The organism is Psychrobacter sp. APC 3279, assembly GCF_030407795.1.
Lineage (GTDB): Bacteria > Pseudomonadota > Gammaproteobacteria > Pseudomonadales > Moraxellaceae > Psychrobacter.
On sequence record NZ_JASDCR010000009.1, the window covers coordinates 55,767 to 79,741 of the forward strand.

At 42.1% G+C, this 23,975-nt stretch carries 21 protein-coding genes; 14 read left to right on the forward strand and 7 right to left on the reverse strand.

Translation table 11 applies throughout. From position 1 onward, the window contains the following. Nucleotides 1-44 precede the first annotated feature (44 nt). The 8 genes from infB to pnp all read left to right on the forward strand — a co-directional run bounded on the left by infB (nt 45) and on the right by pnp (nt 9,375). Nucleotides 45-2,771 (forward strand): translation initiation factor IF-2, encoded by a 2,727-nt coding sequence (gene infB / locus QL898_RS06305; protein WP_057757754.1) that lies wholly within the window; start codon nt 45-47, stop codon nt 2,769-2,771. A gap of 201 nt (nt 2,772-2,972) precedes the next feature. Next, nucleotides 2,973-3,362 carry a ribosome-binding factor A gene (locus tag QL898_RS06310; RefSeq protein WP_102078739.1) on the forward strand — a complete coding sequence of 130 codons (390 nt, stop codon included), beginning with the start codon at nt 2,973-2,975 and terminating at the stop codon, nt 3,360-3,362. Nucleotides 3,363-3,371: 9 nt separating this feature from the next. Next, the gene (truB, locus tag QL898_RS06315) at nt 3,372-4,463 is read left to right on the forward strand and encodes a tRNA pseudouridine(55) synthase TruB (protein ID WP_290176197.1); all 1,092 of its coding nucleotides are present in this window, start codon (nt 3,372-3,374) and stop codon (nt 4,461-4,463) included. Nucleotides 4,464-4,863: 400 nt separating this feature from the next. Continuing rightward, nucleotides 4,864-5,388, forward strand: a complete 525-nt coding sequence (locus tag QL898_RS06320) for a type 1 glutamine amidotransferase domain-containing protein (protein ID WP_290176198.1) — start codon at nt 4,864-4,866, stop codon at nt 5,386-5,388. Nucleotides 5,389-5,485: 97 nt separating this feature from the next. Continuing rightward, entirely contained in the window at nt 5,486-5,647 is a 162-nt protein-coding gene (locus tag QL898_RS06325; protein WP_160023635.1) for a hypothetical protein, read from the forward strand. A gap of 113 nt (nt 5,648-5,760) precedes the next feature. Further along, complete coding sequence (locus tag QL898_RS06330) at nt 5,761-5,937, forward strand: hypothetical protein (RefSeq protein ID WP_167514323.1); 177 nt, start codon at nt 5,761-5,763, stop codon at nt 5,935-5,937. 378 nt (nt 5,938-6,315) lie between these two features. Beyond that, on the forward strand, nt 6,316-6,582 hold the full coding sequence (gene rpsO / locus QL898_RS06335; protein ID WP_045443035.1) for a 30S ribosomal protein S15: 267 nt from the start codon (nt 6,316-6,318) through the stop codon (nt 6,580-6,582). 690 nt (nt 6,583-7,272) lie between these two features. Beyond that, nucleotides 7,273-9,375 (forward strand): polyribonucleotide nucleotidyltransferase, encoded by a 2,103-nt coding sequence (gene pnp, locus QL898_RS06340; protein ID WP_201547499.1) that lies wholly within the window; start codon nt 7,273-7,275, stop codon nt 9,373-9,375. A 119-nt stretch (nt 9,376-9,494) separates the two neighbouring features. Here the strand turns inward: pnp and QL898_RS06345 are convergent, their stop codons facing one another. From QL898_RS06345 to QL898_RS06360, 4 genes are all read right to left on the reverse strand, one after another. Next, nucleotides 9,495-10,058 (reverse strand): hypothetical protein, encoded by a 564-nt coding sequence (locus QL898_RS06345; protein WP_290176199.1) that lies wholly within the window; start codon nt 10,056-10,058, stop codon nt 9,495-9,497. 34 nt (nt 10,059-10,092) lie between these two features. Further along, on the reverse strand, nt 10,093-10,641 hold the full coding sequence (locus tag QL898_RS06350; RefSeq protein ID WP_290176200.1) for a hypothetical protein: 549 nt from the start codon (nt 10,639-10,641) through the stop codon (nt 10,093-10,095). 142 nt (nt 10,642-10,783) lie between these two features. Then, complete coding sequence (locus tag QL898_RS06355; protein ID WP_290176201.1) at nt 10,784-11,041, reverse strand: YheV family putative metal-binding protein; 258 nt, start codon at nt 11,039-11,041, stop codon at nt 10,784-10,786. Next, nucleotides 11,042-13,252, reverse strand: coding sequence for a M3 family metallopeptidase (locus tag QL898_RS06360; protein ID WP_290176202.1), 2,211 nt, complete (start codon nt 13,250-13,252; stop codon nt 11,042-11,044). A 490-nt stretch (nt 13,253-13,742) separates the two neighbouring features. On the opposite strand from QL898_RS06360, the gene QL898_RS06365 reads away from it, so the two are divergent. The 4 genes from QL898_RS06365 to QL898_RS06380 all read left to right on the forward strand — a co-directional run bounded on the left by QL898_RS06365 (nt 13,743) and on the right by QL898_RS06380 (nt 18,105). Continuing rightward, nucleotides 13,743-14,855, forward strand: a complete 1,113-nt coding sequence (locus tag QL898_RS06365; protein ID WP_102091366.1) for a hypothetical protein — start codon at nt 13,743-13,745, stop codon at nt 14,853-14,855. A 208-nt stretch (nt 14,856-15,063) separates the two neighbouring features. Beyond that, on the forward strand, nt 15,064-15,819 hold the full coding sequence (locus tag QL898_RS06370) for an endonuclease/exonuclease/phosphatase family protein (RefSeq protein ID WP_238068831.1): 756 nt from the start codon (nt 15,064-15,066) through the stop codon (nt 15,817-15,819). A 186-nt stretch (nt 15,820-16,005) separates the two neighbouring features. After that, a complete protein-coding gene (locus tag QL898_RS06375) occupies nt 16,006-17,037 on the forward strand; it encodes an NADP-dependent oxidoreductase (RefSeq protein ID WP_290176203.1) in 1,032 nt (343 codons plus the stop codon). A 195-nt stretch (nt 17,038-17,232) separates the two neighbouring features. Further along, the gene (locus QL898_RS06380; RefSeq protein ID WP_290176204.1) at nt 17,233-18,105 is read left to right on the forward strand and encodes an EcsC family protein; all 873 of its coding nucleotides are present in this window, start codon (nt 17,233-17,235) and stop codon (nt 18,103-18,105) included. Between the two features lie 32 nt (nt 18,106-18,137). Here the strand turns inward: QL898_RS06380 and QL898_RS06385 are convergent, their stop codons facing one another. From QL898_RS06385 to QL898_RS06395, 3 genes are all read right to left on the reverse strand, one after another. Next, nucleotides 18,138-18,755: an alpha-ketoglutarate-dependent dioxygenase AlkB gene (locus QL898_RS06385; RefSeq protein WP_290176205.1), complete on the reverse strand. Its 618-nt coding sequence runs from the start codon at nt 18,753-18,755 to the stop codon at nt 18,138-18,140. Between the two features lie 20 nt (nt 18,756-18,775). Next, nucleotides 18,776-19,666, reverse strand: coding sequence for an alpha/beta hydrolase (locus tag QL898_RS06390; RefSeq protein WP_290176206.1), 891 nt, complete (start codon nt 19,664-19,666; stop codon nt 18,776-18,778). A 77-nt stretch (nt 19,667-19,743) separates the two neighbouring features. After that, nucleotides 19,744-21,660: an ABC transporter ATP-binding protein gene (locus QL898_RS06395; RefSeq protein WP_290176207.1), complete on the reverse strand. Its 1,917-nt coding sequence runs from the start codon at nt 21,658-21,660 to the stop codon at nt 19,744-19,746. Between the two features lie 369 nt (nt 21,661-22,029). Between QL898_RS06395 and QL898_RS06400 the strand changes: the two genes are divergently transcribed. Further along, nucleotides 22,030-22,878 (forward strand): EamA/RhaT family transporter, encoded by an 849-nt coding sequence (locus QL898_RS06400; protein ID WP_290176208.1) that lies wholly within the window; start codon nt 22,030-22,032, stop codon nt 22,876-22,878. Between the two features lie 176 nt (nt 22,879-23,054). After that, the gene (locus QL898_RS06405; RefSeq protein WP_290176209.1) at nt 23,055-23,945 is read left to right on the forward strand and encodes a fructose bisphosphate aldolase; all 891 of its coding nucleotides are present in this window, start codon (nt 23,055-23,057) and stop codon (nt 23,943-23,945) included. The last annotated feature ends 30 nt before the right edge of the window (nt 23,946-23,975 follow it).

Here is a 23,975-nt window from a genome sequence, read left to right on the forward strand (position 1 = left end):
CTGAATTGAACATATAGCAAATAATAGACAGTAGGTGATAATAAATGGCAGATAAGACCGTCAAAGAACTGGCAGAAATGGTAGGCAAAACTACAGATGCTGTAAAGCAGCAATTAGTAGATGCTGGCCTGCCTGCTCGCGCAGAGGATGACCTAGTCACCGAGCTTGAGCAAGAAAAGCTAGTGACGTATTTAAAGCAAAGTCATGGTCAACAAGAAAAGCGTCGTATTAGTCTTAAATCTAAGACGACCAGTACTGCACGTGTGACCGGCTCTTCTGGTAAATCTAAGAGCGTCAACGTAGAAGTGCGTAAAAAGAAAGTATTTGAAAAGCCTGATCCAGAAAAAATGGCTGAAGAGCTAGCCGCTCGTGAGCAGGCTCTAATTGAGTCTCAAGAACGTGCAGCAAAAGAAGCTGAAGAACGTGCCGCTACTAAGAAAAAAGCGGAAGAGCGTCAAGCAGCAACGCTAGCAGCAATGCGCGCAAGCTTAGGCTCTAGCAAAAAATCAGACGACAAAAACGATGATATTTCTACATCAGTTGTCGTCAAAAAAGGCGGTAAAGCGACTGCTGAAGTTAAGCCTAAAGAGCAGCCGAAGAAGAAAGTTGCTGCAACCAAGCCTAAAGTTGAAACCGCTGCTGAACGTAAAGCTCGCGAGACTCGTGAGAAAGAAGAAGCGCGTCTGCGTGAAATTGAATTAGAAACCCGCCGCACACAAGCTGAAGAAGCGCAAAAGCGTACACTTGAGCAAATGCGCAAAATGGCTGGTAAATATACAGATCGTGAGCCTGTTACTGAAGTACGTAAAGATGAACCGTTAGCTGAAGGTTTGGTCGGTGATGCACTAGAAGAGTCTTTCGAAAAAGAGCGTCGCGAAATCAAACGTGGTTCGAACAGTACTGGTACTCGTGGTCGTCGTCGTAAGAACCAAGATGAGCGCGAAATCAAAAATCGCAAAAACGGTTTGCGTTCAACTCAGGCGTCACAGCATAAGTTTGAAAAACCTGTCGAAAAAATTGTTTATGATGTCGAGATTAGTGAGCAAATTTCAGTTGCCGATCTTGCGCAGCGTATGGCAGTTAAAGCTCGCGAAGTAACCAAATTACTTATGAAAATGGGTGAAATGGCTCGTGAGTCAGATACGATTGATCAGGCAACCGCAAGCTTGCTTGTTGAAGAAATGGGCCACAACCCAGTACCAGTTAGTGATACTAAAGTCGAAGATGACTTACAGTACGCAGTTGATGAGCGTAGTAGTAACATCCAGACTCGTCCACCAGTAGTGACTATTATGGGTCACGTCGATCATGGTAAGACCTCACTACTAGATAAAATTCGTGAAACGAAAGTTGCGAATGGCGAAGCGGGCGGCATTACACAGCATATCGGTGCTTATCATGTAAAAACTGATCGCGGTGTTATTACTTTCCTTGATACTCCAGGTCACGCAGCGTTTAGCGCAATGCGTTCACGTGGTGCTCAAGCGACTGATATCGTTGTATTGGTGGTTGCAGCTGACGATGGCATGATGCCACAAACAGCAGAAGCAATTGATCATGCACGTGCAGCTGGTACGCCAATCATTGTTGCTATTAACAAGATGGATAAGCCAGGTGCTGATCCTGACCGTGTTCTTAATGAATTAACGACGAAAGAAGTTGTTTCAGAAGAATGGGGTGGCGATACACCAATGGCTCGTATCTCAGCCAAAACAGGCGAAGGTATCGAAGACCTACTAGAATTCATTAGCTTACAAGCTGAGCTAATGGAACTAGAAGCGCCACTAGACGGTGCTGCTCAGGGTGTGGTTATTGAATCAAGACTTGAAAAAGGTCGTGGTCCTGTCGTTAGTGTCCTAGTTAAAAAAGGTACATTGAAACAAGGCGACTTAGTTCTAGCTGGTGAGCACTATGGTAAAGTTCGTGCATTAACAGACGAGCATGGCCAACGTATCAAATCAGCTGGTCCTTCTATCCCTGTAGAGATTTTAGGTCTGCCTGAGACACCTGCTGCTGGTAGCGAGTTCCTAGTTGTGACGGACGAGAAAAAAGCTCGTGAAGTTGCGGACTTTAGAACCAACCGTGAGCGTGAGCGTCAACTTGAGCGTCAGAATGCCATGCGTTTAGAAAGCATGTTTGATCAGATGGGTCAAGGCGATGTGTCATTCTTGAATATCGTACTAAAAACAGACGTACGTGGTTCACTTGAGGCACTACTAGCCGCCCTAAACGAATTGTCTACTGACGAAGTAAAAGTAAGAGTGATCAGTTCAGGCGTTGGTCCTATTTCTGAGTCTGACGTAACCCTTGCAGAATCGAGTGAAGCGGTACTATTAGGCTTTAACGTTCGTGCAGATGCTACCGCACGCCGTAAAGCAGATACTGCTAACATGGATATTCGCTACTATAGTGTAATCTATGGTTTGATCGATGATGTTAAATCAGCAATGAGCGGTATGCTTGCTCCTGAACATCGTGAGAAAATCCTTGGTGTTGCAGACGTTCGTGAAGTATTCCGTTCTAGTAAGTTTGGTGCTGCTGCTGGTTGTATGGTGGTCGAAGGTACAATCTATCGCAACAAACCTATCCGCGTATTGCGTGATGATCAAGTTATCTTTACTGGTCAATTGCAATCATTACGTCGCTATAAAGAAGACGTGAATGAAGTACGTACTGGTATGGAATGTGGTCTGGCCGTTCGTGGCTATGATGTTGAAGCTGGCGATAAGATCGAAGTCTTTGAAATCCAAGAGTTCGCACGTACTATCTAAAGCTGCTGTTCGATAGCAGAGTATGTATTAATGCAATATGCGTAACCCGCTGAGCTGTTTAGATACTTTGCTAATATTCAGCTGTACTTAGGCCTAACAGGTACATCCTGCTAGGCCTTTTTTAGCACATATCAGTGCAACATCTATTAATCAGCAGACTTATACAGTAATAAAATAAGCCCATTAAAGTAAGGTAACAACATGAACCAACGTTTACAAAGATTGTCGGATCAGATTCAGCGTGAGCTTGCTGTTCTTATTCGCGATGAAGTCAATGACCCTCGTCTAACAGGTTTTGTCACTATATCTAGTGTCAAAGTTAGCCCAGATTTGGGTTATGCGGACGTCTATGTCACTATCATGGAGCCTGAGCTCAATGATGCTATGAACAAGACCAATCATGAAGAAAGCATCAAAGTACTGAATAAAGCGGCAGGATTTTTGCGTACAGAATTAAGCCATAGCTTAAAAACACGTACTACGCCGCGCCTACGTTTTCACTATGATGAAGTGACTGCTCGTGGTAACTACATGATGGACTTGATTAGTAAAGCCGTGACTAAAACTGAGCAAAACGAGAATGACGAGTAAATTATTATTATGTCTATAGCGTCTAAGCAAGTTGATAAAAAAGCCAGTAAAGTACCTGAAAAAGTAAAAGTTTCAGGTGTTATATTGGTGGATAAACCCAAAGGTATGACCTCGCAGCAAGTTGTGTCAAAAGTGAAGTATTTATTTAAGTCACCGATACACGATAGTAAAAAGGCAGGGCATACAGGAACGCTTGATCCGATGGCAACTGGCCTGTTGCCTATTTGCTTGGGTGAAGCCACTAAGTTTAGCCATTATCAACTGGATGCTGATAAATCCTATCAAGCGACTATCTTGCTAGGTAGTCAAACCGATACTGGTGATGCTGATGGCCAAATCGTCACGCAGGCATCTATCCCAGTATTTGACGAAGCGTCATTGGCGACTATTGCACAGCAGTTCTTGGGTGCTCAGCAGCAGATACCACCGATGTATTCAGCGCTAAAAAAAGACGGCAAAAAACTGTATGAATATGCTCGCGCTGGCATTGAGGTTGATAGACCGCCTAGAGATATCACGATTAAAGCAATCAATCTACAGATGATAGATGATACTCAGATTAATCTCACGGTTACTTGTACGAAAGGTACTTATGTACGTGTATTAGCGGAAGATATTGCAAAGCAGCTAGGCACACTAGGACATCTGACGGCATTACGTCGTACACAAGTAGGGAACTTCAGCATTGATGATGCGATCGCTTTATCATCATTAGAAGAGCATGGTTTAGAGGCGCGTCAAGCTTGGCTACTGCCTATCGACGCTTGTATTGATATCGATGCTGAACTGACGCTGACAGAGGAACAGTGCGCCCGTGTACATATGGGGCAACGCCTAAACGTATTTGATGAGCTAACAGGTAAGCTCAAAGATTATGTTACTAATATGGTTTCTAACCAGCTGTCTAATGATAGTTCTGTTGGTATCGATGATGACGCTAGTACCAATGGTAAAGCTGATACTGATCTTGATGTGCCTCAGCTCCTAGAGCACGAAATACCAGTTGATATATGTCTACTCAATGAGCAAGGAGAGTTTCTTGGTTTGGGGTCTGTGAGCTTAAACGGACGTCTACAACCTAAGAAATTGATTCAACGCTAATAGTAACGTTTTCACTAATGTTACTTAAATAGAGAAACTACCACCTAACATTGGCTTGATTTACTAATAGTTTACACTAATCACATACCGTCACATTTTATTGCAGGTTTCGCCTATGGTGAAACCTGTTTTTTTTGTACTCTAGATTCATCAGATAGGGAATGCTGAGCTAAAAAATAAAATGGATAAATATTATAAAAATAGAAATTTGCCATAAGGTCAATAATCATAATAATAGACAATTAAAAATGGCTCATTAAAAGAAAAAAGTAATGCAGAAAGGACGCATTTAAATAAAAATAAAATAGTTCAAAAGAAAATGTACTACCGAATAATAATAAAACTAACTTATAAAAATATACTGACTCACAAAAACTAATAGATAAGAAGAAGGAAAGTTATGAAAACGATTGCTTTTTTACTACATAACCACTTCGAACAAGCAGAGTACGAAGACGTCAATAATCAGCTAAAAGACAAAGGCTACAAAACACTTCTCATAACAACAAATGATAAAAAAGAAGTGCAAGCCATGCAGCAAGACGTAGATAAGAATGATACTTTTACTGCTGATATCTTTGCAGAAGATGCCGAAGTTTCTGATTATGATGCATTGGTGTTACCAGGCGGTACTGTAAACGCTGATACTATTCGTGGTAATGAAAAGGCTCATCGAATTATTAACGCTATTAATGAGGCAGGAAAGCCATTAGCTGTTATTTGTCATGCTCCTTGGGTTCTCATTAATACAGGTATTGCTAAGGGCAAAACCCTTACCGCTTACCCTACTTTGCAACTAGATTTAGAAAATGCTGGAGCAAACTACGTAGATAAGACAGTACAAGTAGATGGCAATCTTATTACCTCGCGTAACCCAGACGATATTCCTAATTTTGTTGATGCCATAGATGAAGCATTATCTTAGACTTTCGACTTCTAATTAAACAAGCCTAATTAACTAAGTACTATTAAATTTCAACTCTGTACAACTAACATTTATAACTATAACTAAGGAAGATACTATGTCAAACTCTAATCCAAATGATACTAAGCTTGAGCAACAACGTTCTGATTCAGCAGAAGCAGCACTTAAAAGTCAAACTGAAGACAATCATAATGAAAATAGTGAAGCAGCAGCAGAACGTATCGCAGCTAACTTAGAAAACGCGAAAGAAGATAAGTAGGTTTTTAATATGCCACCTGTAATGGGTGGCATTGATATGTTTATAGTTTGCACGTCTTATGCTCGATGAGTGCAACTACCGTTAGTCCACAAAATAATAATTCAGGAGCTAATATGAGTAATTCACCGAACAATATGGACGAGCAGGAAAAAGAGATTGAAAAGCTTGCAGAAGAAATTAATCCGAGTGAGCATACTGCCCCAGACAGTCTAGCGGAAGTGACTACTGCCGCGCCTCTTGAAGATGATGAACTAGGCGGCAATGCGAAAGAATCTGACGTTAATAAGTAGCCTAGGTAGGATATCAATAGATAGTTATCTGTCATGTACTAGTTACCAGAGACCAAAGGTAGCGTTACAAGTATTATGAAAAACTGCTGCTAGTTCAGCAGTTTTTTGTTATAATTACCCCCACATTTAAATTAGGTTTTGAATGATGTACTGTAGTTAGCCCATTACTTTGATTAAGTAGTGCTATAGCTAAATACAACGTACGATTCAAAATATACTAAATGGTTGTTAACTGAGCTTGTCGTACACTAGGTCAACTCTAGTAATGCAGGGTTGTCCTGAATGGCGTACAGGTTATTTTATTTATTATTCTATTGCTTTAATACTGACTCAAATTGCAGTCCGTTTTTAAAGTTTTTAGCATTGCCGGAGATATTTATGCTAACTAATACCGATCGTGAACAAATCATCGCTCAATACCAACGTGGCGAAAATGACACTGGTTCTCCAGAAGTTCAAGTAGCTTTGTTGAGTGCTCGTATCAATGATTTGCAGAACCACTTTAAAGCACACAAAGCTGACCATCATAGCCGTCGCGGTCTTATCCGTATGGTTAACACGCGTCGTAAACTGCTTGATTACTTAAAAGGTAAAGACCTTGGTCGTTACACTACTCTAATCAGCCAGTTAGGTCTACGTCGTTAATCTAACGACAATAGTACGAGTGAATGCTGAATTTTTTGCTAAATCGTTCGGAACTTGTTTGTTATTATCGATAAAATAGATTTTTCTAAAAACGGTGTGGAATAGTTTCACGCCGTTTTTTTATGCTTATTCGTTTTAGATACTGTGCTCAAGTAGTAAGAGGTAGAACCCCTTCTCTAGAATAGCTAAGAGGAATATAGGTATAAACTATACTAACCAAGCCTCAAATGCGGTATTTTCTGACGATAATTGCGCTACTGTGCAATTAATTGGTCAATGGCTATAAATCACTGTAAAATAATGCCTTGTGAGTTTGATAGCGCATCTGCTACAGATATGGCAATTATTAATAAGATATTAATTATTTGGCTTGGTAATCAGCGCAGATAGCTGATATTTGAAAGTTCAGAAAATAGCCTGTAGGGTTTTTAGCATCGAAGTCTTTTGACTTAATGTCTTTTTGATAGTATTTATAGTAAAGCCAAAATTGCACGACCGAATATACATAATAGTACGATGTCTAACTCAGACAAATATATGAGATAACCAAGTAACGTTATTGGCATTGGTTGCGATGATTTCTAATAGAAAACATGTCAACTGATAGCCACATACACAGAATTTTAATGACAGATATCAGCTTTTTTTGACGCTGATATCAGTTTTGTCAGTCAACATTAGGAAGATTATATGACAATGTTCAACACCATTAAGCGTGAATTTCAATATGGCAACCAGCAGGTTGTTATCGAGACAGGCCGTATTGCCCGTCAAGCAAACTCTATCTTAGTACACATGGGCGGCGTAACAGTATTAGTTGCAGCAGTCGTAAAATCAGAAGCTAAAGAAGGTCAAAACTTCTTTCCGCTAACGGTTAATTATCAAGAAAAAATGTATGCAGCGGGTAAAATTCCAGGTGCTTACGGCAAACGTGAAGGCCGTGCGAGCGAATTTGAAACCTTAACTTCACGCTTGATTGACCGTCCGATTCGTCCGCTATTCCCAGAAGGCTACGTAAACGAAATCCAAATTACGGCAACAGTTGTATCATCAGATAAAACTCAGTCTGCAGATATCGCTGCACTAATCGGTGCTTCAGCAGCATTGGCTATTTCTGATGCACCATTTAATGGTCCTGTTGCTGCCGCTCGTGTTGGTTTCATTAACGGCGAATACGTTCTAAACCCAACGTCTGAGCAGCTTGAAACCAGTGACCTAGATTTGGTTGTGGCTGGTACTAAGTCTGCGGTATTAATGGTTGAATCTGAAGCGGCAGAGCTGTCAGAAGACCAGATGTTAGGTGCAGTATTGTACGGCCATCAGCAACAACAAATCGTTATTGATAACATTGCTTCAATGGCTGAAGAAATCGGTACTGCTAAGCAGCAATACTCTGCTCCTGAGCGTGACCAAGCACTTACTAGCAGCATGAAAGAGCAGTTCGGCGAGCAAGTTGCTGACGCTTATACCATTACTGATAAGCAAGCACGTTACACGAAGCTTGATGAAATTAAGCAGTCAATTATTGATGCACTTGCTGGTGATGCTGAGTCAGAAACTTATGCTGATACCGTATCTGAGCTTAAAGAAATCTATAACGACCTTAAATATCGTACTGTTCGTGACAACATCTTGTCAGGTAAGCCGCGTATCGATGGTCGTGACCCTGAGACAGTTCGTGCGCTTGACGTACAAGTTGGTGTATTGCCATATACGCATGGTTCAGCATTGTTCACACGTGGTGAGACGCAGGCATTGGTTACTACCACACTTGGTAACAGCCGTGACGTCAACATGATTGACTCACTAGGTGGTACGATTCGTGACCATTTCATGTTGCATTACAACTTCCCGCATTTCTCAGTGGGTGAGACAGGCCGCGAAGGTATTCCAAAACGTCGTGAAATCGGCCATGGTCGTCTAGCACGCCGCGGTGTACAAGCGATGTTACCAGATAGTGAGCGTTTCCCGTATGTGATTCGTGTGGTATCAGAAATTACTGAATCTAACGGTTCATCTTCTATGGCTTCTGTTTGTGGCGCAAGCTTGGCATTGATGGACGCAGGCGTACCATTAAAAGCACCAGTTGCTGGTATCGCGATGGGTCTGGTTAAAGAAGGCGATCGTTTTGCTGTATTGTCAGATATCTTGGGTGATGAAGATCATCTAGGTGATATGGACTTTAAAGTAGCTGGTTCTAAAAATGGTATCACTGCACTTCAGATGGATATCAAAATCGAAGGTATTACCCCTGACATCATGGAGCAAGCGCTTAAACAAGCTCATGCAGGTCGTATTCATATCCTAGAAGCAATGAACCAAGTATTGCCTGAGAGCCGTACTGAAATCAATGCTCATGCACCAAACTACGCGGTTATCGAAATCAATCCAGACAAGATTCGTGACGTTATCGGTAAAGGCGGAGCAACTATCCGTCAGCTAACGGAAGAAACTGGCGCGGTTATCGATATCGATGATGCTGGTACTATCCGTATCTTTGGTGAAAACAAAGCAGCGACCAAAGCGGCTATCGGTAAAATCGAAGCACTAACTGCTGAAGTTGAAGTTGGTAAAACTTATGAAGGTACCGTTGCTCGTATCGTCGACTTCGGTGCATTTGTAAATGTCTTGCCAAACACGGATGGCCTAGTACATATTTCACAAATTGCAGAAGAGCGCGTAGAGAATGTATCAGACTATCTAAAAGAAGGTCAAATCGTTAAAGTACTCGTACAAGACGTTGACAACCGTGGTCGTATCAAACTAACTATGAAAGGTGTTGAGCAGAACTAATACTCAATATCTGATGTGGTTTAAATAAGAAAAAACCGCCTTGAAATGCTCGTTATGAGTATTCAAGGCGGTTTTTTTATGTGTCCAAAAAGATGATGACTGGCTAGCTAAAAGGCCATTTATAACTCAATGCTTTTAGGCAGATGTATATCGATACGAAGTTTTGGTAGGTCTTGTAAGTACTCAGTCAGTAATGGCAAAGTATCAGCATGCCAGTCTAAAGGTAGGGTATCTGCTGTATTACTTTCATTGGATACGATATCACGTGGTTTGCCTGAGATAAGTGGCCGCGCAAGCAATGCAACTCTGCGTATACCTTGATAGCGTATTAGCGGCATTATTTGCTGTTGTAAATCAATTAAAGCAGCAGTCAGCCAACGTGTGCGCGCTGGATGGTAAGGATGGTTTGATATCACAAGGTTGGCAATGTAGTTTGGCTGGTTACCGTTACTACTGATACCAAGTCCGACTTGCTCACGTGTACGCTTATTAAGTAAACAGCTACCAACATTCAGACTACCATCGCGACACGCACGATGATAGCGACTATAATTATCAGGGAATAGAGTTTTCGCTCGTGTGAGTACAGGATCTAAAACGACACCAGCATTGTTGACAGGTAAAATAAGCAACTGTGCATTGCTATTTAAAATAGAGGCATGTTTGAATTGCAAAATCGCCATCGTAAGCCTCTCCATAACCAAATCAAGTATACGGTTATTGAACCGTCGCTTTATTAGAGTCGTTTGCTTCTAACTGAGCAATTTTTTGTTCAAGTAGTGCAATTTGTTCTGCCTTCATATCAGTCAATTGCTTATTCATAGCCACTTGTTCAGCGGCTAACTTTTCTTGTTCGGCCAGTCGCTGACGTTCATCTTCTAAACGATCAATCTCTTCTTTCGCCAAGCTATCATTTTCTGGTAGCGGCGCATCTAATATAGCAGTAGGATTTGGTATCGCGATACTGTTATTATTGGCTGCTCCAGAGTTTTCATCCATGAGCACCCCGTCGTCAATCACAGAATCATCTGTTTCTTTCGAAGTGCTGTCTTTGGCTAATTCTGTCTGCGTTTGCTCAGTTACTGGTGCTGAAGTAGCGTTATCTATAGGGAGTGTGGACTGAGTGCCAGACCTTCCTACGATAAGGTAGACAATGACGATAAGTAGCAATATGGAGATAAGTACTGCCAAAATTTTCTGACGTGATTTAGTCTGTTTTTTCTTAGAAGTGTGGGTTGATGAAGGCCGGATGTTGTCTGGTTTCATATTGTGATCGATTCATGTCAAGAATATAAGTAGCCATACTATAGCAAACTCAAAATAAAAAGCCTATCTATTGATAGATAGGCTTAATAGACCATTAAATAATAAAGTATTTAATCTAGTCTCAAGTGTAAGTGCTAGATAGCTAAGGCTTAAATTTTACAGTGCCGCTGGTGCCAGTCGCCATCGCATCACGAGCCATTTGATCTTCTAAATGGTTCTTAGCACTAATGGCATCAGAGTCGGGTCGGTGCTCTGTGTGTCCGCACTGAGTACATTCAATATACTCATCTGGGGCAGGGGTGACGATATTGACTTGCACCACAGCATCCATCTCCTGACATTTCGGACAACGTACCCCTGCTAAAAACCGGCGCTTAGGACTAGATGACTGATAACGCATTTAAATGACCTCGCGCGTCGTTTGAGTATTTGCGGCATCGATATTTTTAACATCAGTGAAACCATTATGGCGTAGCAAGGCATCGATACAGGCGCTACGACCACGGAAGTTTTCAAAGTTGGTCTTGGCTGGGAAACTGCCGCCAACAGATAAGATAGATTCACGGAACGCTTTACCTGTCGCTGGGTTGAAAATACCGTCTTCTTCAAACTTGCTAAACGCATCAGCTGATAGCAGTTCCGCCCATTTATATGAGTAATAACCTGCAGCATAACCACCCGCGAAGATATGACTAAAACCATTAGCAAAGCGGTTATAGTCAGGTGTTTGCATAACGGAGATATCATGACGGACAGTATTGAGCGTCTCTAAAATACCATCGTAATTAAGCGCTGGCGTATGAGCATGAATGAGTAAGTCAAATAGGGCAAACTCTATCTGACGCAATGTTTGCATGCCGCTTTGGAAGTTTTTCACTGCTAATAGTGCATCGAGCTTGTCTTTAGGTAATGGCTCACCAGTCTCAACGTGACTGCTGATAAGCGCGATACCTTCAGCGTCCCAAGCCCAGTTTTCCATAAACTGACTAGGAAGTTCGACCGCATCCCACTCGACGCCATTGACACCAGCGACATCACCGACCGTGACTTGAGTCAATAAATGATGCAAGCCATGACCAAACTCGTGGAATAAGGTTAATACTTCATCATGAGTCAATAAACTAGGTTTGCCATCAAGTGCTGGCGTGAAATTGCCAACCATAAAGCAAACGGGCAGCTGTTGATGGTTCTGTTCTTCATAGCTATAGCGAGATTGAAAACCACTCATCCATGCACCGCCACGCTTACCGCTACGCGCAAACAAGTCAAAGTAGAAGCCGCCGAGCAAGCGATCATCAGCGTCGAATAATTGATAAAAACTCACATCGTCATGCCAGCGAGAGACTGAGTCACTTTCTGCATTTTTATGGCTTTGCTCTTGTACTTTGATACCGTATAGACGCTCAACGATAGTAAACAAGCCATTAATCACTTTAGGTAATGGGAAATATGGACGAATTTCCTCTTGCGATAAGCTGAACTCACTTTGTTTTACCTTTTCAGCGATGTAGGCGCTATCCCACGGCTGCAATTCGTCAATGCCATAATCGCTTGCGTATTTCTGTAGCTGTGCCAAATCTGCTTTGGCAGCAGGGGTTGCTTGCGTTGCTAAGTCACGTAAGAATGTTTCAACTTCTAAGACACTGTCTGCCATCTTGGTCGATAGCGATACTTCGGCATAATTTGCAAAACCAAATAGCTTAGCTTTTTGTTCACGTAATGAGAGGATTTGACTCATATTGTCAGCGTTATTTAATGAGTTGCCTTTTGCATTGGTATGCGTATCAAACTCAGAAGCACGCGTAACATAAGCACGATACAGCGTCTCACGTAGGCTACGATCGTCCGCATGAGTCATAATCGCTAGATATACAGGGATATTTAAACTGGCCACATAGTAAGGAGTAGGAAGTGCATCTACATCAGCTTGGCTAAGTGCACCGCTAGCAAGCTCACGTGCTTTGTATTGCTCGCCTGCATCTGCCAATAGTGCCAAACCACTCTCTGTTAACCCCTTTAACTGAGAGTCTTCTAAAGGCAGGGCAAATGCTTGCGTCGCATCCAAGATATTGTCCGAAAAGGTTGCAGACAGGGTAGATAACTCGCTTTGGATAGCAGCAAATTTTTCTTGCTCAGCTTGAGGTAATGCAACGCCTGATAACTCAAAACTACGTAATGCCAGTTCGATTGCACGTGCACGAGCAGGCTCTAACGTAGCAAAGAAATCTGTGTCATTGACGATAGTTTGATAGCGATTAAACAAAGGCTGATGTTGTCCCACTCGCGTACCGTAAGCAGATAGTTTTGGTAGCAGTTCATGGTGAACATGGCGAATCTCATCGTTGCTCATCACGCTATTGAGATGCGACAAAATACCCCAGCTACGATCTAATGCCAAATTGATATGGTCAAAGCTCATCACATCTGCTAAAGCTTGTTCAGCGCTTATTTTTTCAGCACTTGTTTTTTCAGCACTATCGCTTTCTATCACGGTTAAGGTATCCAAAAAAGCATTGGCAGCATCAATGGCATCAATTACTTGGTTTTGTAACGTATGTGGCGCAGTGTCGGCAAAATCGACAAGGCGTAAATCTAAAGGAGAAGGTGTCATATAGGTATCCGATATCAATGAATTATTATTAATCAAAATGAGAAAAGTCTGGCTACTATTGAAATATACAGTGTGTTCTTATTTTATATATAGATTATATAAAAGATGGGTTCGTTTGGTAAAAATACAACCTAAGCACTTTTATACGATTCAACTAATTAGGACAGTGCTAGCAATCTGAAAGTAGATGTCGAGATTCCGGTATTTAGATTCAACTTCTTAAGATAATTATCTGAATATGTAGCTATGTTCGTTAAGGCAGTTCTTTAACAATATAGAGTGCTCTACTTACAAAGCGCTATCATTTGCTTGCAAATTAACCCTACAGGGAGTGGGGTATAGCTGTTAGCATGAAGATAATGGAATTTAAATATTATGCATCGACAGGATGCAAGAAAAACACGGATAGAAATTTCTACACTTATAAAAGTACATGAGTGAAGAAATACATAAAGTTAAAAATGAACGATAATAAAACAAGGAGCAATATATGAAAGCGACTCTTAAAAGTTTACGTGAAACTAAAGCTAACCCTGCCGTAAGTATCTTTGTTAAAACGCATCGTGAACATCCAGCTAACGAGCAAGATCCTATCGCTCTAAAAAACCAATTGAAAGTTGCTGAAGATCGTTTGACGAAAGAATATGACAAACGCACAGCGACCACTATTCTAGATAATATTCAAAATAAAATCAGTGAGCTCAATCACAATTATAATCTCGATACGTTAGCTATATTTGCTAGTACAGATGATGTGCAAGTTATTCGTATGCCAATTGATACAACAGAACGCGTTGTGATTTCAGATAGATTTGCTACGCGTGACTTGGTTCGTGATATGGCAAGTGCGGTTCATTATTATACGGTGGTCTTAACTCGTGATAATGCGCGTTTGATTGAAGCGTCTAACGACCGCGTTGTGAGAGAATTCGATAAAGATGATGATGCACAAAACAATATGGAGAACATTCAGTTCCCTGTTGAAAACAACGGACTATACACAACAGGCGACGGTGGCTCAGATCGCTCATCAAACAATGAAAGCAGTCACTTAAAAGAATTCTTTAACCAAGTTGATAAAAGTGTCCAAGAATTGTGGGGCGAGCATAAAATGCCTCTTGTTATAGTTGGTGATGCAAAAAATATTGGCTACTATAAAGAAATCTGTGATCGTCCAGACAATATCATCGCTACAGTATCGAATGCGACCAATCTAGAAGACGGTAGTGCTCAGCATATCGTAGATAGCGTGCAAGAAGCCGTAGAAGAGTATCGCACCTCATTACATAAAGCTGCATTGGGCGAAATCGACAAAGCTCGCGGTGCGAATATGTTGCAGACTGACTTGCAGGAAGTATATCGAAGTGCTTTCCAAGGAGCTGGCGAGACACTTTATGTACGACGTGGTTATATACAATCCGCTAAGATTGACGAGAAAGCTCAGACTCTAAGTCCTGCCAATGATGCGACTACAGAAGGCATCACAGACGATGCAATCGGCGAAATCATCGAACACGTCATTCATAATGGCGGCGAAGCTGTATTTATGCCACAAGATATCATGGGTGAAGATCAACCAATAGCGCTAGTAACTCGCTACTAATCTGACGATGACACCTATACGCGATGTTCATTTATGAATTAGCCATTTATGAATTAGCCATTGATAATACATAGGTGTAATATGAGAGCATTGGTTCAATACGAGCCAGTGCTCTTTTTATGTCTGTCATTACCATCACTATGGGTGCTATCGTAGCTGAGCTATTGATCTTTACTCCATAAATAATGAGCGTACAACTAACCAAACTATGACTACCACCTCTTTTGTTTTAACCAGCTACAACATCCATAAAGGCATGTCACCGCTAAATCGCCAAGTGAAGATGCAAGGTATTGCTCAGGCGCTAGAGTCTGTGGGTTCAGACGTCTTGTGTTTGCAAGAAGTGCAAGGCCAAAACCTCAAGCGTAATATGCAATATAACGAGTACCCAGATCAATCACAGCATGAATGGTTCGGCGAATTTTTAGATTTGCAAAACAGTTACGGCAAAAACTCAGAGTACGAAAACGGTCATCACGGCAATGCAGTATTGAGCCGCTTTCCGCTAGACCCCAAACACAACGTAAATATTACGGTCAACAAGCTTGAGCAGCGCGGTGTCTTGCACTGTGAGGTACAGCCTATCGGTTGGGAGATGCCAGTTGTCGTATTGTGTGCACATTTAAATTTATTTGAGCGTGATCGTATCAAGCAGTATCAAGCGATTAGTGATTATGTGCGAAATGAGATTGCGCCGAATCAACCGCTCATCTTGGCAGGCGATTTTAACGATTGGAAAAAGATGTCTTGTGACAAACTGGCGTCAGATCTCGGTATGATAGAAGCGTTCAAGCATTGTCATGGCAAGCTGTTGTCAACCTTTCCCGCAAAACTGCCAGTGCTTAGTTTAGATCGTATCTACGTGCGCAATTTGCTTGTGAAGGATGCTTGGGTACACACTGGAAAACCTTGGTCCTCTCTATCAGATCACCTGCCCATTAGTGCAGAACTGATGTTGCCCTAATACCTAACTATAATAATTCGTCTAAATGTATTATATTGGCAATCTATCGATATATGAACAATTGTCTTTATTGATCATATTATTAATTAACTATGTTCTCGATTGAAAGTGATATTAACAGCACAACGTTTCAATAAAATGAATAACAAGTACAGCCTAATAAACAAAATATAAGGATATTCTACGATGGCAACAACGTCTACTACTGATAATAATCAACAAGCTAACCACAATATACCTAAGACACAGCACGCCGTACTCATACGCGAGTTCGGTGAGCCTGAAGTAATGAAATATCAAGATGGTGCTGATGTCCCTGAGCTACAGGACGACCAAGTACTGGTAAAAATTGCCTATGCTGGGATTAACCCTGTCGATTATAAAACTCGCCAAGGTAAAGGCTGGGGTGCGGAAAACATTCGCAAAGACAAGTTTGAGAATGATCAGCCAGCTATTTTAGGGTTCGATGTATCAGGCGAAGTAGTCAGCAGTAATAGCGACGAGTTTGCTGTTGGCGATAGAGTAGCGGCCTTGACCTTTAGCGGTGGCGGCTATGCGCAATATGCAGCAGTAGATGCCAAGTTGCTCGCAAAAGTACCAGATAATGTCAGCTTAGAGCAGGCAGGTGCTTTGCCTTGTATCGGACAAACGGCACTACAATTTGTAGATTTTGCTGATATAAAAACAGGCGAGCATGTGGTGATTAATGCACCAGCAGGTGGTGTCGGTCATTTACTAATCCAATTGCTCATGAATAAGGTGGCACAAGATAACATCAAGGTGACGGTAATTTGCTCGCCAGAAAAGTACGCCAAGCTTGATGAGTTGATAGACGTATCTAAGCTGGCGGGTTGGATAGATTATACCAAAGATGAAGCGTTTCCTGACCTACAAGCCGATATGCTACTTGATTTGGTCGGTAATGACGCAGGTGTCCGCGCGCTTAGCGTACTCAAGTCAGGCGCTCGAGTGAATGTATTACCAACTATCTGGGTTGATAAGCTCAAAGAAGCCGGTCAGCAAAAAGACTTAGCAGTAGCAGGTTACAAAGCGCAGCGTAGTGGTCAAGATATGGCGCGTGTTTTACAGGAGGTGGCCGATGGTAATTTAACTTTAAAAATTCAAAAAACCTATCCACTCTCAGAAGTTGTTGCAGCGCACCATGAGCTACAAAAAGGCGATGCTTTTGGCAAAATTGTCTTAGCGGCAGCTGAGTGAATGTAAAGATTTCCCAAGTATTAGGTAGTGTTTGATAAGGTTTATTAGTAAAGGGATGTCTGTTGAAACCCAGTAAACTTAACTGATGACTTAACAAATCATACAAAAGTTTTATTTTGAACAACAGAACGTCCCTGTAGTCTTTGCTTATTTATCATAGGATAGAAAGCGAACGATACTAATAAAGGAAATAATATGACTATCAACAATAAGACTACCAATAATAAGACCAGCAATGAAAAAACAGATGACCACATTGCTTATGAAGCAAAAGTTCGTGCAGAGATAGAAGCATGGAAAAACCCTGATAAAGGGATTTTGGATAAAGCGCTAGCAGTGCTTAATACCCCTGTGGTAGCAGCCGGCGATGCGTTGATGGAAGCTCCAAAATTTGGTGATTCTCTAAAAAAAGCAACTGAGGAAACGATTACTGCTTTGAGTGATGCAGCCAATTGGACACTAGATACTCAAGACGTTATCGATAGCTATCAAGAGGAAGTAGATATTAACGATTCCTCTATCAAAACGCTTGGTGACATTAAAAGTCTACCTATTGCTGTTATAGATAAACAAGTTAAGCTTTTTAAGAGCAAATATGTAGCGCTAACCAGTGCGCAAGGGGTGACTACGGGGGTTGTAGGCTGGGCAGGTATCCCTGCTGATGTCGTTGGGCTTATTACAGCTAACCTACGAGCGATTGGAGAATATGCAACGTACTATGGCTTTGATATCAATGATGAAGGCGAACAGTTATTTGCTATGTCTTTGTTGGCTGTAGCAACTTCTGCCTCTGTTGAAGAGCGTAAAGCGGCGTTAGATGACACTCATGCAATGATCAAAGATCCAGAAACTCAAGCATTTAATCAGATTAATGAAGAAGTCATGTCTCGTGTACTGCGCCAGACAGCGACTAAAGTAGCCACTAACATCGTTAAGACAAAAGCGGCGCAAATCATTCCAGCAGTGGGTGCAGTAGTCGCAGGTGGTGTTAATGCTAGCTACACTGCCAATGTGTGTGAAGCTGCTTACCAGTGTTATCGTGAGCGCTTTTTAGATCGTCTCGCATAAACACTTAATGGCTCGTTAAGTCAGCGATAGTATCAAGATGTAAGCATATGCCGAAACGTTAAACTGATTCGCCCAGCATCGACCGTCTTTGTCTTGGTGATCGTATGTTTCCAAAAGGTTTGTGTGTCACCATGCATCACAACGAGCTGACCAGACTCAAGATAAAGTTCAACTTTGTCTTGAGTTTTTTTATGCTTAAAAACAAATTTGCGTGTGGCACCAAGCGATAAGGAGGCGATGACTGGTTGCTGACCGAGCTCTTTTTCGTCATCAGCATGGTAGCCCATACCATCAGCGCCAGAAGGATAGTAATTAAGCAGGCAGGTGTTGAAATTGGCAGTGACGCCAATCTCTGCTAAACCTTGCTCAATTTTCTGTTTCACGTGAAACACTACATCTGACCATGGAACGGTTTGCCGCACGTGTCCTGAATATTGATAGTCTGCACCTGTATCTCCCATCCAGACAATTTTCCGAGTGGTTATATGGGTCTTACCAAATAATGTCACGATGTCTGATTGCCACGGTAGCTCATTTAGTAGAGTGTTATAAAGGGCAGTGGTATCGTCGATAATCACGCCTAAATCATTCACCTTACCATCATAGGGTAGTAAATTATCCGTGGGTGCAGGGGCAAAGAGATCAGTCATAATTTAGTCGTTGTAAATCCTTATTTGCTGCTTTTGTAGTGCTCGTTAATAATTTGAGCGCATAGTTCAGGCGCTTCCATTGGCAATAGATGGCCATAATCTGTCAGCGAAATAAGACTGCTATCTGGAACAAATTTTTTCCATTGCTTGCGTACTTTGTCATTGATGAACAGGGTAGGCTTGCCTGTAATCAACGTGTAGGGACAGCGTAGTTTTTTAAGGGCAGCATCGATATGAGGTGCGCCAAAATAATTGGCCAGCTCTTGTTCTGGTGCAAACATAAGCGTATAGCTACCATCTGTGTTTTTGCTCAGGCTTTGTTCAGCAAATACTTGCAAGTGCTCATCGCTGATACGTTTATAAGCACGCTGCGCACGTAGGCTCTCGTAATAACTATGGGTACTTGGCCAAGTAGATTGCTTAGTTAAGGTGCTTTTGAAAGGCTCGCGGCTCAGTAGGACAGAGCGTGGCAAAAGGTTATATAAGGTGGCTTGGTGTTTGGTAAATGTGACTGGCTCGATCAAGTATAACTGTGAAAATAGCTCTGGACGTTTGGCAGCTGCCATCGCTGTAGCCGTAGCCCCTTGCGAATGACCAATACCTATGACAGGCTTGTCTTGGGTCTTTTCTAAAAACTCAATCAGCATATCAGCATCTTGCTCGCGCGTCAGACGACGGCTTTGCGGCTTATCATACCAGTAGCCACGTAGGGCAAGTGAGCTGATATCAAACTCAGTGGCTAGCTTACTTAATAGTGGCGTATAAGTACCAACAGTAAAACTATTGCCACTATAAAAATGTGCTGGCGCGCGAGGAGTAGAGCTTGAATCTAGCGGCTGATTAAACTGGCTAAGGTCATAGTAGCGTGCCTGTTTTCCGCCAAGAGTAATACGGTTTGTGAATGCTTCCATAAAATAAACACTTCCTTGTGACTTATTTTGAGTGATTTTTTTGCAGTTTGTCTTCTTATGATTGCTCTTAATGAATCTTAGTTGTCTTCACCTAAGAAGCCACCACTTTGACGTTGCCACAGTCGAGCGTAGACACCATTCAACGCCAATAGTTCATCATGACTCCCCTGCTCGATGATACGGCCTTGATGCATAACGACCAGTCTATCCAATGCGGCAATAGTAGACAGGCGGTGGGCGATAGCAATAACGGTCTTGCCAGTCATGATGTCATTTAAGCTTTCGGTAATAGCATATTCAATCTCAGAATCTAGCGCACTGGTCGCTTCATCCAAAAGTAAAATCGGCGCATTTTTTAGCATAACACGTGAGATAGCGATACGCTGACGTTGACCGCCAGATAGTTTGACTCCGCGTTCACCCACTTGGGTATCAAGTCCTGTATTGCCTTTATCATCGTACAGATCTTTGATGAAATCCCATGCCTGAGCTTGTTTGGCAGCGACCATAATCTCTTCGTCAGTAGCATCAGGACGACCATAGGCGATGTTTTCACGTACAGTACGATGTAGCAATGACGTATCTTGAGTCACCATACCAATCTGTTGGCGCAACGATTCCTGCGTAACCGCATCAATAGCTTGACCATCAATCAGAATCTTACCGCTATCAACATCAAAGAAACGCAGTAACAGATTGACCAAGGTCGATTTGCCAGCACCTGAACGCCCAACCAGACCAATCTTTTCACCCGGCTTAATATCTAGGTGGAAGTTGTCTAACAGCTTGATATATGAGTTAGGAGCGCGCTTAGCGATGCTGGTACTATCAGTAGGCTCGCTAGTTTGACCATTGTCTTCATCGTCATTCTCATAACTGAAGTCAACATGGTCGAACACGATGCGACCGTCCGTGACGGCTAGGGCTGGCGCGTCAGGTTTATCAATGATTGTCTGCGGTGCTGATAACGTACGCATACCATCTTGAACTGTACCGATACTCTCAAACAAACTGGCTGTCTGCCACATAATCCAACGCGTCAAACCATTTAGACGTAATGCCATAGCGGTCGCAGCAGCAATGGCACCAACACCAACTGCGCCTTGTTGCCACAAGTACAATCCAATACCTGCAGTACTACTGACCAAAATCACACTGATAAGATGGGTCGATACTTCTAAATAGCTGACCCAGCGCATCTGCGCATGTACCGTACCTAAGAATTGCCCCATGGCATTTTTGGCATAGCCCAGCTCACGACGCGAATGGCTAAATAGTTTTACAGTCATGATATTGGCATAAGCATCAGTGATTCGTCCTGTCATCAAGGCACGGGCATCTGCTTGCACAATCGCTGTCTCTTTGAGTTTGGGGATAAAGTACCAAATGGTGATAGCAACTAAGACCAGCCAAATGACAAAAGGAATGAGTAGTAAGCTGTCTAAATTAAACAAAATCACCCCTGAGGTGATAAAGTAGACAGAGACATACATAAACATATCGGTGACGGTCATCACAGTATCGCGTACTGCTAGCGCTGTCTGCATTACCTTAGCTGAGACACGTCCCGAAAACTCATCCTGATAGAACTGCATGGATTGCCCAAGCATGCGCTGATGAAAACGCCAGCGCATCTGCATGGGAAACACACCTTGCAAGGTCTGGAAGTGGATAAACGATGACAAGGCAATCCACAACGGGCTAACTATCATGACAGCGAGCATGATGAGCAACATGTCGCCTTTTTCTACCCATAAGTTTTGCGGTGTATAAACGCCCAACCAATCGACGATATTACCTATCCAAGCAAACAGCATGGCCTCGTAGATACCGATACCAGCGGACAAAATCATAAAGATTAGTAGCCAGCCGCGTAGGCCATTGGTACATGCCCACAAAAACTTCAGCATACCATCGCGAGGTGATGGCAATGGCATGGGTGTGTCTGGAAAGGCAGGTAGGCGGTTTTCAAAAAAGCGAAATAAAGCATTCATAGGCAGTAATAAAACATCAATAGCAGTACGTCAAGATGAACGAGAGGACTCGTTATCTAGAATCTTTACTTTTGTGATTGGGATTAGGTGCTATTTTAGCAAAATTACTAATCATACCTGCATGCTAATTGTAATTTGCTTAAGAATAGCTATGTTTTGAAAGCTTCAGTTATAACCATAATAAATAGATTGCTGTAGAAAATATATTTTGTTACATTCTACATCCAAACTTATTCACGGTTTAAATATTGCTTTTATAAGTATGATTTTATTGCAAAAATCAGCTGATTAGCAGGTATTTTATTTAATGGTTTCTATAAATATACGAACAGTAATAACTCAACATTGAAGTTCAAAAGGTAGCAGTGAATGATGTATTTAATAATAGCGGTGCTATGTAGCGTCGCTGTCTCAGTGCTTTTAAAAATATTGCGCCAGAAAAATATAGATATTCGTCAGACCATCGTAGCAGGCTATCCTGTGGCTTTTTTACTGACCTGGGTATTACTAAAACCTGATATCGGGACCATTCATGCGCTTGATAGCGCTTGGGGCATCATCATCGCGCTTGGAGTACTATTGCCTGCCGTATTTATCATTTTGGGACGAGCCATTGAGGCGGTGGGGATGGTAGCAACCGACGCGTCTCAGCGCTTATCACTTATTATTCCTATCGTAGCGGCTTTCTTGCTATTCGGTGAGGTGCTGACTGGTACACGTATACTTGGATTGGCGTTAGGATTTTTGGCATTAGGTGCGCTTGTCTATCGGCCACAGCATAACGATATTACTCGGCAAGCAAAGCATACGCCACTATGGTTATTCGGGGTATGGGCAGGCTACGGCATTATTGATATTTTGTTCAAACAAGTTGCCAAACAAGGGGCGGCCTTTCCGTTGACTTTATTGGTTAGCTTCGGGGTAGCAGGTGTATTGCTTCTAATCTATTTACTTGTCACACGGGTACGTTGGCAAAAACAAGCACTTATGTCAGGCTTGCTGCTCGGTGCATTAAACATGGGCAATATCTACGCCTATGTACGGGCACACCAAGTGCTGCATGATTCGCCTAGTATTGTTTTTACTGGTATGAATGTCGGTGTTATTGCCGTAGCGACATTGATTGGCGTCGGTGTGTTTAAAGAGCAGCTGAACCGTATCAATATAATAGGATTAGTATTGGCAGTCTGCTGTGTAGGGGTGCTATTTTTGGCGTAATGCACACTGTCCAAAAGTATTGGTTTCATGATTTTTTGGCTATATTGTCACGTATCCTATATAGGCATACAAATCATCCTATGATAAGGTTATCTACAAATAACACGGCTTGTATGGAATAAAAAAGCTTAGTTTATGATATTTAACTTAACCAATAAAAATAGGATGCAGGCTCAATGGAATACGATAAGCAATTACAGCGTATAAAAAATGGTTCAGGTTTTATTGCTGCTCTTGATCAGAGTGGTGGCAGTACACCGAAAGCGTTAGAGACTTATGGTGTCAGCAGTGATGCTTATGATAATGATGAAGCCATGTTTGATTTGGTTCATGAAATGCGTGCTCGTATCATGACGTGTGACTGTTTTGATAGTGAGCGTGTACTTGGTGCAATCTTGTTTGAAGACACCATGGAGCGCGAAGTCAACGGTAAGTCGACGGCTAATTACCTATGGGAAGATAAAAATATCGTACCATTTTTAAAGGTAGATAAAGGACTGGCTGAGCAAATGAGCGGCGTACAAGTTATGAAGCCGATTCCGAATCTAGATTTATTATTAGATAAAGCAAAGAACTATCCTGTATTTGGTACTAAAATGCGCTCAGTCATCTATGAGCCAAACGTCGATGGTATCGAGCTTATGGTACAGCAGCAGTTTGATGTGGCTAAGCAAATTATTTCAAAAGGTCTGATGCCTATCGTCGAGCCAGAGGTAAATATTGAAAGCACTCAAAAGCATGAGTGCGAGTTACTGTTGAAGACAGATATCCTGCGCAATCTGGAACGCTTGAATGACGAACATCAAGTGATGCTCAAGCTAACATTGCCAGAAGAGGCTAGGTTTTATCAGGAGCTGATTGACCATCCTAAAGTGCTAAAAGTTGTGGCGTTATCTGGTGGCTATAGTCGTAGCGATGCTTGTGCCAAGCTCAAACAAAACCCAGGTATGATTGCGAGCTTCTCGCGTGCCTTTACCGAAGGTTTGAGTAAGCAACAAAGCGACAGCGAGTTTGCTGAAACCATTAATGCCTCAATTGAAGAGATCTATGAAGCGTCGAAAGTGTAAACGTAGTAAATAAAAACTCGTACATAAATC